A 12,135-nucleotide genomic window follows, 5' to 3' on the forward strand; every position below is an offset into this window, starting at 1 on the left:
AAGGTCGCCCGCCTGCATCTCGAGCGCATCGGCGTCCGCCTGACCGAACTCGACCCCGAACAGGCCGCCTATATCGGCGTCAAACCCGAAGGCCCGTTCAAACCCGATCAATATCGCTACTGATCGCGCATAGGCATGAAAAAAACCCTTCGGCCCATGGCCGGCGGGCGTTCTCATGCCGCACAGGAAAGCCGGATCAGGAAATGCCGCGCAGGTCGCCGGGGTCGAGCACCGGCGCCGCGTCGAGATCGGCGGCGTCGAGCATCGTCGCCACGCGTTCCAGCGATGCGACCAGCTGGGCCTGTTCCCAATCCGCCAGCGCCTCGAAGTTGCGCACGTAGCGCTGCTGAAGCGCGTCGGGCGCGTGGGTGACGAGGTCGCGGCCGGACTTGGTGATGATGATATGCGTCTGCCGCCGGTCGGTCTTGGATTTCTCGCGAGTGACCACACCGCGCTTCACCAGCTTGTCGACGAGAGAGGTGACCGTCGCCTGGCTCACGCGCATCTTGTGCGCGATTTCCGTCGCGGTGCAATTGCCGCGCTCGGCCACGATCTGCAGTACCCGGAACTGCACGGCGGTCAGACCTGCCGCGTTGGCCAGCTTGCGCCCGTAGATCTCGGTCGCGCGCAGGATGCGGCGCAGGGCCACGAGGCTTTGATCGGTGCGATCCATGTGAGACCCCTCTGCAAGCGAACCGAGAGTCGCAAAGCTGTCGCTCAATTGCAATTTGAATCCTCCTGTGCGGAAACGTTGCTTCGTCTAACGAAACATATAGCGCATGTTGACCAAGAAAATAAGGGGTATTTCGCGCTGCGAGGAAAATCATGAAACCGCGCTCAAGACGGTTGATTTCGCAAATTGCGTCGTATATTTAGTTAGTCGAAGCAAACGAAGAGGGTTGGACCCATGCAACACGCGATGAAAATGTTCCAGAAGGCCATGCCGACCTTGCGCAAGCCCTGCGCCGAGGACGGGGCCGCGATCTGGGAACTGATCCAGGCGTGCAAGCCGCTCGACGAGAATTCCATGTATTGCAACCTGATCCAGTGCGATCACTTCAGCGATACCTGCATCATCGGCGAGCTCGACGGCGAGATCGTCGGCTGGGTGTCGGGCTATGTCCTGCCCGAGGACCCCGAAACGTTGTTCGTGTGGCAAGTCGCCGTGTCGGAAAAGGCACGCGGAACCGGTCTTGGCACGTTGATGCTGCGCGAACTTCTGTCGCGCGAGATCTGCAACGACGTGGGCCGTCTGCAGACCACCATCACCCGTGACAACGAGGCGAGCTGGGCGCTCTTCTCGAAGTTCTGCGACAGTTCCGACGGCACCATGTCCAGCGAACCCTATTTTTCGAAGTCGGAGCATTTCAACGATATGCACGACACCGAACACATGGTAACAATTACCATGAACGAGCGCGCGGAAGAACAGGCGGCCTGAAATCCTTCGGGTCCGCCAACCGCCGCCGACACACAAATCACAAAGGAATACGTCATGCCGACTGACATGTCAGCCGACCTATCCGTGTACACGCGCCGCGAATCCGAGGCGCGCAGCTATTGCCGCAGCTTTCCAGTCTCCTTCGTCAAGGCGCAGGGATCGCAGTTGTTCGATGCCGACGGCAACAGCTATATCGACTTTCTCGCCGGGTGCTCGACCCTCAACTACGGGCACAACGACCCCGACATGAAGAAAGCCCTGATCGAGCATATCACCGAGGACGGCATCGCCCACGGTCTCGACATGCATACCGGGGCCAAGGCCGCGTTCCTGCGCGCCTTCGAGGATATCATCCTGTCGCCGCGCAACATGGACTACAAGGTGATGATGACCGGCCCCACCGGCACCAACGCGGTCGAGGCCGCGATGAAGCTGGCGCGCAAGGTTACCGGGCGCAAGAACATCGTCGCCTTCACCAACGGGTTCCACGGCATGACCATGGGCGCGCTGTCCTGCACCGGCAACGCCGGCAAGCGCAAGGGTGCGGGCTCTGGGCCGCTCTGCGGCACCACCCACATGCCCTACGAGCACGCGTTCGGGTCGGACATGGACAGCCTGAGGGTGATCCGCGAGATGCTCGGCAACTCGTCGAGCGGGATGGACGCGCCCGCGGCCTTCATCATCGAGCCGGTGCAGGGCGAAGGCGGACTCAACGCCGCCTCGACCGAATTCCTGCAGGGCGTGGCGAAGCTGGCCAAAGAGTACGGCGCGCTGCTGATCGTCGACGACATCCAGTCGGGCTGCGGACGCACCGGCACGTTCTTCAGCTTCGAGGAAATGGGAATCGAGCCCGATCTCATCCCGATGGCCAAAAGCTTTTCCGGCATGGGCCTGCCCTTTGCTGCGCTGCTGGTCAAGCGCGAGCACGACATCTGGAAGCCGGCCGAGCATAACGGCACCTTCCGCGGCAACACCCATGCCTTCGTGACCGCGCGCGTGGCGCTCGAAAAGTTCTGGAAAGACGACACGTTCCAAAAGTCGATCTTCGCCAAGTCCGAAGTGCTCGAGACGGCGCTGAAGCGCATCGTCGAGATCGTCCCGGGCGCGCGCCTGAAAGGCCGCGGCATGATGCGCGGTGTCGATGTCGGGTCGGGCGACCTGGCCGAGAAGATTTGCGCGCGGGCCTTCGAGAAGGGCCTAGTCATCGAGACCTCGGGCGCCGATGACGAAGTGGTCAAGGTGCTGGCGCCGCTGACCACGCCCGACAAGATGTTCCAGAAAGGTCTCGACATCCTGGTGGACGCCGTGAAAGAGGTGACCGACAAAACCAAGGTTGCAGCGGAGTAAGGGCATGATCGTAAGAGACTTCAACAAACTTGTCACCGAAGAGCGCGAGCGCGTCGTCTCGGATGCGCAATGGTCCAGCGTGCGGCTGCTGCTGGCCGAGGACGGTATGGGGTTTTCGTTCCACATCACCTTCCTCGAGCCTGGATCCGAACACACGTTCGAATACAAGAACCACTTCGAGAGCGTCTATTGCATGCAGGGGACCGGCTCGATTACCGATCTCGCCACCGGTGAGACCCACGCGATCAAGCCCGGCGTGATGTACGCCTTGGACCAGCATGACCGTCATACGCTGCGCGCCGAAGAGGAACTGGTCATGGCCTGCTGCTTCAACCCGCCGGTCACCGGCAACGAGGTGCACCAGGAAGACGGCTCTTACGCGCTGGCTGAAAGCTGAGAAGGATTCCGGGCCATGCGCCCGGAAAATCATCATATGACATCTACCGGACACACCGTCGAGAAGATCGGCGGCACCTCCATGAGCCGCGTGCGCGAGCTTGTGGAGACCCTGTTCATCGGCGACCGCGAGGGCGACGCGCTCTACAATCGGATCTTCGTCGTCTCGGCATTCGGCGGCATCACCAACCTGCTGTTGGAACACAAGAAGTCCGGCACGCCCGGGGTCTATGCCAGCTTTGCCAATGATGACGACGATCACGGCTGGCTGGACGCGCTGACCAAGGTGTCGCATGCGATGCGCGAGGCGCATGGCGAGATCCTGGAGCACGCCGGCGACCGCAACATGGCCGACGAGTTTGTGCGCGAGCGCATCGAGGGGGCGCGGTCGTGCCTATTCGACCTGCAGCGGCTTTGTTCCTACGGGCATTTCCGGCTGGCAGATCACATGCTGGTCATCCGCGAGTTGCTGTCGGGGCTGGGCGAGGCGCATTCGGCCTTCGTCACCACGCTTCTGCTGCAACGCGCGGGCGTCGACGCGCGCTTCGTCGATCTCAGCGGCTGGCGCGACGACACCGACCACACCTTGCAGGAACGCATCGCGGCGGGCCTGTCGGATGTGGATCTCGCCACCGAACTGCCGATTGTCACCGGTTACGCGCAATGCACCGAAGGCCTGATGCGCGAATTCGACCGCGGCTATTCCGAGGTCACCTTCGCCAATATCGCGGCGCAGACCCAGGCGGCCGAGGCGATCATCCACAAGGAGTTCCACCTGTCCTCGGCCGACCCGAAACTTGTCGGCGAGGACGCGGTGCGCAAGATCGGCCACACCAATTACGACGTGGCCGACCAACTGTCGAACCTCGGGATGGAGGCGATCCACCCCAAGGCTGCCAAGACCCTGCGCCAAGCCGTGGTGCCGCTGCGCGTCACCAACGCCTTCGATCCCGGCGATCCCGGCACGCTGATCGACGATCAGCCCGCCGACACCCCGAATGTAGAGATCGTGACCGGTCTCAAGATCGTGGCGCTGGAGCTTTTCGAACAGGACATGGTCGGGGTGAAGGGCTACGATGCCGCGATTCTCGAGGCGCTGAAGCGGCACAATGTCTGGATCGTCTCGAAGACCTCGAATGCCAACACGATCACCCATTACGTCCACGCCTCTCTGAAATCCGTGCGCCGCGTCGTGAAGGAGCTTGAAGCGCTCTACCCGTCCTCGGAAGTGTCCGCGCGCACGCTGTCGCTGGTATCGCCCATCGGTCGTGACATGACGGGTCTCAGGGTCCTCAGCCGCGGCCTCGCCGCGCTCGAGGAGGCCGGGATCGAGGTGATCGCCGCCAATCAGGGTCCGCGCGCCGTCGATGTGCAATTCATCATAGGCGCAAAGGACATCGAGGCAGGGATCACCGCCCTGCACCGCGTGCTGATCGAGGGCAAGGCGGTGGATGCCCCGCAAAAGGCTGCCTGAGCGACAGTCCGGTCGGTTTTGCGACAAATGCGCGAGACTATGCATTTGGCAAACCGGGCCGGTTGAGGTATCACATAATTATTCGCGCCAGTACGGCCGAGACCTTATCCAGTTACACGTGTGGTGCTTGGGGAGCACGTGGGGAACGGAGGGTGTCGGCATTGTGCCCGGCGCCCTCCGTTTAGTTTTCACGGCCATGAAACGGGGTTACCGCCCTGCCGCGACACCCGCCATCTCGCAGATGATCCGCCACTGATCCACGCTCACCGGCTGCACCGAAAGCCGCGGGTTTCTGACCAGCGGCATGTCGGCCAGCCTTGGATCGGCCTTGATCGCGTCCAGCGTCACCGGGGTCTCGACGCCTTGCAGCGCGCGGACATCCACGCATTCCCACCTCTCGTCATCGGTGGTGCTGTCGGGATGCGCCTCGGCGATCACCTCGACGATGCCGACCACGGCCTTTTCGGCTTGCGAATGGTAGAAGAAGCCGCGATCGCCCACCGCCATCTCGCGCATGAAGTTGCGGGCCTGGTAGTTGCGCACGCCGTCCCATTCCTCGCCCGCATCGCCTTTTGCCAGTTGGTCCTGCCAGGACCAGTTCGACGGCTCGGACTTGAACAGCCAGAAGCGCATCAGATGACCTTCTTCCAGGGGATCAGTTCGACCGCCTCGAACAGCCCCGCCTGCGCGTAGGGATCGGCGTCCGCCCACTTGCGCGCCGCATCCATGTCGGCCACGTCGAGGATCACAAGCGAGCCGATCATCCCGCCGGCCTCATCCAGCAGCGGCCCCGCCTGGCTGACGACGCCGCTTTCCTTAAGGTAGGCGACATGCGCGTCGCGGGTGTCGAGCCGGGTCTGCAGGGTGCCGGGCTTGTCTCGGGCAATCAGGGCAATAAGCATCATTCTTCCTTCAATGGTCGTGACAGAAGCATATCCACCGCCTGCGCCACGCGCAATTCGCCCGTGACGAGCGCGGCGATGGCCTGGGTGATTGGCATGTCGAGCCCGAGCGCGCGGGCGCGATCGGCCACCGCGCGCGCCGTCGCCGCCCCCTCGACGGTGATCGCCGGATCGAACGCCTCGCCGCGCCCCAGGCTGTGCCCGAAGCGCGTGTTTCGCGACTGACCGCTCGTGCAGGTCAGCACCAGATCGCCGAACCCCGACAGCCCGGCCAGCGTGTCGGGCTGCGCGCCGACGGCCAGCGCGAAGCGGTCCATCTCGGCAAAACCGCGCGTCATCAGCGCGGCGCGCGCGCTTTCGCCCAAGCCCGCGCCCATCACCGCGCCGCAGCCGATGGCGATCACGTTCTTCAGCGCGCCGCCCAGTTCGGCGCCGATCGTGTCGGTGCTGCGGTAAAGCCGCAGGTCGTGCGAGCCCAGGCGGGCTTGCAGCCGCGCACCGGTGGCGGCATCGGCGCAGGCCAGCGTCAGCGCCGTGGGCAGGCCAAGCGCGATGTCGCGCGCGAAACTGGGCCCGGTCAGGATCGCCGGCGTCGCCTTCGCGCAGCCCTGCGCGATCAGCCCCGTGGGCCCCAACCCCGTCGCCAGGTCCATCCCCTTGCAGCAGGCCACCAGCGGGCGCGCGTCCAAGGCGGCGTGATGCGCCGCCAGAAGCCCGCCCAGCGTCTGCATCGGCACCGCCAGCAGGCAGGGCGCATCGCCGTCGGGTATATCGCCGCCGATTACCGTGATCTGGTCGGACAACGCGATCCCGGGCAGCCGGCGGGCATTCTCGCGCGCCGCGCGCATCTCGGCGGCGTAACCCGCGTCGCGCGCCCACAGCGTCACGGGCCCGCTGCGCGCCAGCGTCACCGCCAGCGCCGTGCCGAACGCCCCTGCCCCACAAATCAGAGTCATGCCTTGGCCCCCTTTCGGCCACCGCCCAGCAATCCCGGCCCCGACCGGTCGAGTGGCCAGCGCGGGCGTGCCGCAAGGCTCATGTTGTCGCGGCGCCCCATGCCGTGCAATTCCGCGCCAGCATAGGCAATCATCGCCGCATTGTCGGTGCAAAGCGCCAGCGGCGGCGCGAGGAACCGTGCGCCCGCCGCCTCGGCCACGCCGCGCAGCGCCGCCCGGATCGGCGCGTTGGCCGCGACGCCGCCGGCGACGGCGATCAGCGGGCTGGCGGGCGCTTCAGCGAGGTAGAGCGCCAGCGCACGCCGGGTCTTTTCGGCCAGCACGTCGCAGACCGCCGCCTGGAACCCGGCGCAGAGATCGGCGCGGTCCTGCTGCGTCAGCCCCGATTTTTCGGCCACGATCCGGTCGCGTGCGCGTAGCAGCGCGGTCTTCAGCCCAGAAAACGACATGTCGCAGCCCGGCTTGTCCAGCAGCGGGCGCGGCAGACGCAGACGGGCGGGATCGCCGCGCGCCGCCTCGGCCTCGACCGCCGGGCCGCCGGGCTGCGCCAACCCCAGCAGGCGCGCGACCTTGTCGAAGGCCTCGCCCGGGGCGTCGTCGATGGTGCCGCCCAGACGGCTGAAAGCGTCCGGCCCGCGCACGATCAGGAACTGGCAATGCCCGCCAGAGACCAGCAGCATCAGGTACGGGTAGGCCGCGCCATCGGTCAGCCGCGGCGTCAGTGCGTGCCCGGCGAGGTGGTTGACCCCCACCAGGTCCAGCCCCGCGCCCGCCGCGATCCCTTTGGCGCACATCACCCCGGCGATCACCCCGCCGATCAGCCCCGGCCCGGCGGTGACCGCGACCGCGGTGACATCACGCACGCCGAGATCCGCGCGCGCCATCGCCTCGTGCACGCAAGCGTCGAGCTTTTCGGCATGCGCGCGCGCCGCGATCTCGGGCACCACGCCGCCATAGGCGGCATGCAGCAGCGCCTGGTCGTGCACCACCGATGACAGGATCTCGGGCGCGCCGTCCGCGCCGATGCGCACCAGCGCCGCCGCGGTGTCGTCGCAGCTGCTCTCGAGGCCAAGGAAGGTCAGCGAATGGGTCATCGCGCCCGGCAAGATTGCGTGGAAGGTGCAAGGCAGGTAACACTGAAACACCGAGGCAACAACTCCGGATGGGGCATGACCGTGACGATCCTGATCACCCGGCCCGAACCGGAGGCGGCGCGCTTTGCGTCAGCACTACGCGGCGATCACGGCGATACGGCCAATGTGCTGACCGCCCCCCTGATGCATATCCACTGGACCGGCGCGCTGCCCGCACTGTCGGGCGACGAGACGCTGATCTTCACCTCGCGGCAGGGCGTGGCGGGCTTTTGCCGGCTGACGGCGCGCCGCGACCTGCCCTGTTATGCCGTGGGCGAGGCCACCGCGCAGGCCGCGCGCGAGGCCGGCCTCGACGCCACCCCCTGCGGCGGCGACGCGGCCGCCCTCATGCGGCGCCTCGCCGAGGACGGCGCGCGCGGTCCGTTCCTGCACCCGCGCGGCGCGCATGTCGCCGCCGACATCGCTGGCACGCTACGCGCCGCCGGGCACGAGGCGGCCGAGGCGATCGTCTACGACCAGCAGCCGCAACCGCTAGACGCGCCGGCGCACGCGGTCCTCGCGGGCCCCGCCCCGGTGATCGTGCCGCTGATGTCGCCGCGCAGCGGGCAGTTGTTCTTCGCCGAAGCCCCCGCGCCGCGCGCGCCGCTTCTGATCGCCGCGATCAGCCGCGCCACGGCAGAGACCGTGCCCGAGGGTGCCGCGCGGGTGCTGCGGATCGCCGAGGCACCAAATGCAGCCGCCATCCGCAATCTGTTGCGCGACATGGTGAAAAGCGCCAAGCGGCTTGAGGGTGGAAAACGGGCGCAGTAAGGTCGTTTTTGAAGTTTGACGTGACGAGATTCGAAAGGGTGGCTGAACGTGACAAGAAAAAAGAGACCCGAGACCGGTCGGAACACCTCCGGTGGCGATACCTCGCGGGCCACGTCGAGCCAGGAAACCGACGCCACCGAGACCGGACCGGCCGCCGGGACACCCACCACCGGGCCCTACGCGCATGATCCCGCCAAGGTTTCGGCACCGCCCAACCCCAAGGCGGTCGCGCCGGCCCCGGACACGCCCGACATCGCCGCGAAGGATGGGCCTGACGACCCCGCGACGCCCGAGACGGGTACGCAAGACAGCGACGCCCCCGACACGTCCGTGACCGCCGACAGCGACGCGCAGACCGCCGAGGACGCCGCGGTTCACACCGCCGATCCGGTCGCCGAGACGCCGCGCGAGGCCCCTCCCCGGCAAGACCCGTTCCCGGCTCCAGGCACCGAGCATACCACGATCAGGCAGGGCGGCTTCTGGTCGATGCTTTTCGGCGGCGCGCTGGCCGCCAGCATCGGCGTGGTCGCCTCGCCCTACATCCTGTCCTCGGAAATGCTGGAAGGCCGGGTGCCCGCCTTCCTTGCGCCCCAGGATCAGGGCGAGGACGAGGTCGAGGCGCAGCTTGCCACGCAATCGGACCGCCTCAATGCGATCGAGACGCGGCTCGAGGCGCTGTCCTCGGATATCCAGACCGCGATGGACCGCCCCGACCCGCCCCCCGATCTCAGCGACGAGGTGGCCGATCTCGGCGACAACCTCGGCACGGTCGAGACCCGACTGGGCGAGATCGGCGACCGGATGAGCGGGGTCGAGGAACAGCTGACCGAGACCCGCGACACCGTCGGCGATCTCGGCAACCGGCTTACGGCGGTGGAAAACCGCCCCGTGCCTTCCAGCGATGACAGCGAAGTCGAACCCGGCGTGGTCGAGAACCTGCGCGCGCGGGTCGAACAGCAACGCGCCGACATGGAAGAACGGCAATCGCGGATCGACGCGCGACTGTCGGATCTCGCCGACCGGCAATCGCAGATCGCCGCCCGCGGCGAGGACATCGCGGCCCTGCGCGACCAGATCGACAGCCAGGCCGAGACCCTCGCGGCCCTGCGCGAAGAGGCCGAGGCCGAAGAGGCCGCGGCCCGCGACAGCGCGCGCGGCGCGTTGCAGCGCGCGGCGCTCGCGCGCGTGACCACCGCGCTCGACACCGGAAGCCCCTTCGCCGAGGCACTGGGCGACCTGCGCGACACCGGCATTGAGGTGCCGCAGGCGCTGGCCGACATGGCCGAGACCGGTGTGCCGACGCAAGCCACCCTGACCGCCCGCTTCCCCGACGCCGCGCGCGCGGCCCTGTCCAATGTGCGCGACACGCAGGAGGGGCTCGGCGCCGTCGAGATCGGCGAGTTCTTCCGCAACCAGCTCGGCATGCGCTCGCTCGCCCCGCGCGAGGGCGACGATCCCGACGCGATCCTTTCGCGCGCCGAGGCGGCGCTGCGCGACGGCCAGCTCGACGCGGCGATGGCCGAGATCGAGTCGTTGCCGGAAGACGCCCGCGCCGCGCTGGACGATTGGGTCGCCCTTGCCACGCAACGCCAGAATGCCCTGTCCGCCGCCGATGCGCTGGCCGACAGGTTGAATTGAATCAGAAAGGGCGATCCCAATGCTTTGGTCGATTATCAAGATAGCCGTTTTCATCGCCTTCGTGGCCGCGGCGACCTTTGCCGCGACCTACCTGCTGGAGCTCGACGGCGGCGTGCGCATCGTCATGGCGGGGATGGAGATCAACCTGACGCCGATCAAGGCGGTGATCGCGCTCGGGCTGCTGATGTTCGCGATCTGGCTGCTGTTGAAGCTGGCGGGACTGGCGGTCGCGACCCTCAGGGTCATAAATGGCGACGAGACCGCGCTGTCGCGCTATTTCGACAAGAACCGACAGGAAAAGGGATATCGCGCCCTCAGCGAGGGAATGCTGGCATTGGCGGAGGGGGATGGCGACACGGCGATAGCCAAGGCGACGCGCGCCGACAAGTACCTGCACAAGCCCGCCCTGACCAACCTGATCACCGCGCAGGGCGCCGAGTTGACCGGCGATCGCGCGCGCGCCACCGAAGTCTACAAGCGCCTTCTGAACAACGAGAAGACGCGCTTCGTCGGCGTGCGCGGGATGCTGCGCCAGAAACTGGCCGCGGGCGAGACAGAGACCGCGCTCAAGCTCGCCCAGACCGCGTTCTCGCTCAAGCCCCGCCACACCGAGACGCAGGACACGCTGCTGAAACTGCAAGCTGGCCAGCACGACTGGAAGGGCGCGCGCCAGACCCTCAACGCCAAGCTCAAATATGGCAGCATGCCGCGCGACCTGCACAAGCGTCGCGACGCCGTGCTGGCCTTGTCCGAGGCGCGCGACGTGATCGACGAGGGCAAGACCATCGAGGCGCGCGAGGCGGCGATCGAGGCCAACAGGAAATCGCCCGATCTCATCCCGGCGGCGGTGATGGCCGCCCGCGCCTATATCGAGCAGGGAAGCAAGCGCAACGCGGCGCGGGTGATCGTAAAGGCGTGGCAGGCGCGCCCGCATCCCGATCTCGCCGCCGCCTTCGCAGAGATCGAGGCCGAGGAGACCCCGCGCCAGCGCCTCAAACGCTTCGGCAAGCTGCTGAAGATCAACCCCGACGCGCGCGAAACCCGGCTTCTGCGGGCCGAGCTGAACCTCGCCGCCGAAGATTTCCCAGCGGCCCGGCGCGCGCTTGGAGACATGGCCGAGGTGGAACCCGACGCGCGCTCGCTGACCATCATGGCGGCGATCGAGCGCGGCGAGGGATCCTCGGACGCGGTGGTCAAGGGCTGGCTGGCACGCGCGCTCAGCGCGCCCCGCGGGCCCCAATGGGTCTGCGAGTCGTGCCAGCACATCCACACCGACTGGCAGCCGACCTGCGAGAATTGCGGCGCGTTCGACTCGCTCAGCTGGCGCGAGCCGCCGAAATCCTCGATGGGCACGCCCACGGGCCTCGAAATGCTGCCTTTGATCGTCGGCGCGATCGAGGACAAGGCCAAGACCGGCGAGGATGTCGTCGACGCCGAGATCGTCGAAGGCGACGAGACCACGCCCGAAACCGAAACCACCGCCCGGACCTGATCTGGGCCGCATCGCACAAGAGACTGGCCCCAAACGGGCCAGCCGCTCGCCTTAGTGGGGTCGTTAAACATAGGGCCCACATTTCGAATGGATATCGGAACCGCCCGCGAACGGGAAATCGGGAACTTATGGATACTACAAGTGCTGCCGGCTCTGTTGCACAAATCCGATGAGCGATTCATCTTGTGGATCCAGAGTTGTAGCTGGGATGCACGAGCAGACCCCAAACCCAACCTGCAGGACCAGGAATTGGCCGGCCTACAATGAAGCGCTCGAGCGCCGGGGCTCGCTGACCATCCGGTTCCGACCCCAAGACAAGCTGGGATACCGTGCCGACAGGCAGGAGTGGCCGCCAGCAGACCTACAGCGATCCTGCCGTTCAGACCTGCCTGAAGATGAAGGTGCTGTTCATCATGGTCGATATTGGAGCGTCATCGATCCGAGGACAATGGCGACGCGGCCGCGGTGAACGGTGTGGGCCATGCCGCCCACGGTCTTGGCCCAGCCGGAGGGGTCCTCGATCTTCTTGCGGTGTCGCTGGGACAGGGCGTAGCCGGGGTGATGGGTGGTTCGACCGTCGATGGC

At 66.5% G+C, this 12,135-nt stretch carries 13 protein-coding genes and 2 pseudogenes; 9 read left to right on the forward strand and 6 right to left on the reverse strand.

The annotated features are described in order from the left end of the window. Nucleotides 1-123: adenosylhomocysteinase (locus V8324_RS19815; protein ID WP_336418570.1), on the forward strand; the 123-nt coding region annotated here is incomplete at its 5' end. 73 nt (nucleotides 124-196) lie between these two features. On the opposite strand, the gene V8324_RS19820 is transcribed toward V8324_RS19815, so the two are convergent. After that, complete coding sequence (locus V8324_RS19820) at nucleotides 197-673, reverse strand: MarR family winged helix-turn-helix transcriptional regulator (RefSeq protein WP_336421634.1); 477 nt, start codon at nucleotides 671-673, stop codon at nucleotides 197-199. A gap of 234 nt (nucleotides 674-907) precedes the next feature. On the opposite strand from V8324_RS19820, the gene ectA reads away from it, so the two are divergent. The 4 genes from ectA to V8324_RS19840 are packed head-to-tail and all read left to right on the forward strand — an operon-like array spanning nucleotide 908 to nucleotide 4,658. After that, nucleotides 908-1,441, forward strand: coding sequence for a diaminobutyrate acetyltransferase (gene ectA / locus V8324_RS19825; RefSeq protein WP_336421635.1), 534 nt, complete (start codon nucleotides 908-910; stop codon nucleotides 1,439-1,441). 54 nt (nucleotides 1,442-1,495) lie between these two features. After that, the gene (gene ectB, locus V8324_RS19830) at nucleotides 1,496-2,788 is read left to right on the forward strand and encodes a diaminobutyrate--2-oxoglutarate transaminase (protein WP_336421636.1); all 1,293 of its coding nucleotides are present in this window, start codon (nucleotides 1,496-1,498) and stop codon (nucleotides 2,786-2,788) included. Between the two features lie 4 nt (nucleotides 2,789-2,792). Then, a complete protein-coding gene (locus V8324_RS19835; protein WP_336421637.1) occupies nucleotides 2,793-3,185 on the forward strand; it encodes an ectoine synthase in 393 nt (130 codons plus the stop codon). A 36-nt stretch (nucleotides 3,186-3,221) separates the two neighbouring features. Then, nucleotides 3,222-4,658 carry an aspartate kinase gene (locus V8324_RS19840; protein WP_336421638.1) on the forward strand — a complete coding sequence of 479 codons (1,437 nt, stop codon included), beginning with the start codon at nucleotides 3,222-3,224 and terminating at the stop codon, nucleotides 4,656-4,658. Between the two features lie 207 nt (nucleotides 4,659-4,865). Here the strand turns inward: V8324_RS19840 and V8324_RS19845 are convergent, their stop codons facing one another. Genes V8324_RS19845 through tsaD form a run of 4 tightly spaced genes read right to left on the reverse strand, consistent with a single transcriptional unit; the run spans nucleotide 4,866 to nucleotide 7,610 of the window. After that, nucleotides 4,866-5,291: an EVE domain-containing protein gene (locus tag V8324_RS19845; RefSeq protein WP_336421639.1), complete on the reverse strand. Its 426-nt coding sequence runs from the start codon at nucleotides 5,289-5,291 to the stop codon at nucleotides 4,866-4,868. After that, nucleotides 5,291-5,560, reverse strand: coding sequence for a YciI family protein (locus V8324_RS19850; RefSeq protein ID WP_336421640.1), 270 nt, complete (start codon nucleotides 5,558-5,560; stop codon nucleotides 5,291-5,293). The genes V8324_RS19845 and V8324_RS19850 overlap by 1 nt, the downstream gene beginning before the upstream one ends. Then, nucleotides 5,560-6,516 carry an NAD(P)H-dependent glycerol-3-phosphate dehydrogenase gene (locus V8324_RS19855; protein ID WP_336421641.1) on the reverse strand — a complete coding sequence of 319 codons (957 nt, stop codon included), beginning with the start codon at nucleotides 6,514-6,516 and terminating at the stop codon, nucleotides 5,560-5,562. The genes V8324_RS19850 and V8324_RS19855 overlap by 1 nt, the downstream gene beginning before the upstream one ends. Beyond that, complete coding sequence (tsaD, locus tag V8324_RS19860; protein ID WP_336421642.1) at nucleotides 6,513-7,610, reverse strand: tRNA (adenosine(37)-N6)-threonylcarbamoyltransferase complex transferase subunit TsaD; 1,098 nt, start codon at nucleotides 7,608-7,610, stop codon at nucleotides 6,513-6,515. Before tsaD ends, V8324_RS19855 begins: the two co-directional genes overlap by 4 nt. A gap of 75 nt (nucleotides 7,611-7,685) precedes the next feature. On the opposite strand from tsaD, the gene V8324_RS19865 reads away from it, so the two are divergent. The 4 genes and pseudogenes from V8324_RS19865 to V8324_RS19880 form a co-directional block, all read left to right on the forward strand. Then, nucleotides 7,686-8,420, forward strand: a complete 735-nt coding sequence (locus tag V8324_RS19865; RefSeq protein WP_336421643.1) for a uroporphyrinogen-III synthase — start codon at nucleotides 7,686-7,688, stop codon at nucleotides 8,418-8,420. Nucleotides 8,421-8,468: 48 nt separating this feature from the next. Continuing rightward, nucleotides 8,469-10,058, forward strand: a complete 1,590-nt coding sequence (locus tag V8324_RS19870) for a hypothetical protein (RefSeq protein WP_336421644.1) — start codon at nucleotides 8,469-8,471, stop codon at nucleotides 10,056-10,058. A 19-nt stretch (nucleotides 10,059-10,077) separates the two neighbouring features. After that, on the forward strand, nucleotides 10,078-11,550 hold the full coding sequence (locus V8324_RS19875; RefSeq protein WP_336421645.1) for a heme biosynthesis protein HemY: 1,473 nt from the start codon (nucleotides 10,078-10,080) through the stop codon (nucleotides 11,548-11,550). 208 nt (nucleotides 11,551-11,758) lie between these two features. Continuing rightward, nucleotides 11,759-11,966, forward strand: a pseudogene (locus V8324_RS19880) (transposase); the annotation flags it as partial. Here the strand turns inward: V8324_RS19880 and V8324_RS19885 are convergent. Continuing rightward, nucleotides 11,962-12,135 (reverse strand): annotated as a pseudogene (locus V8324_RS19885) (IS5/IS1182 family transposase); the annotation flags it as partial. The pseudogenes V8324_RS19880 and V8324_RS19885 overlap by 5 nt on opposite strands.

The sequence above is a fragment of the Roseovarius sp. D22-M7 genome (assembly GCF_037083785.1).
Taxonomy (GTDB): domain Bacteria; phylum Pseudomonadota; class Alphaproteobacteria; order Rhodobacterales; family Rhodobacteraceae; genus Roseovarius.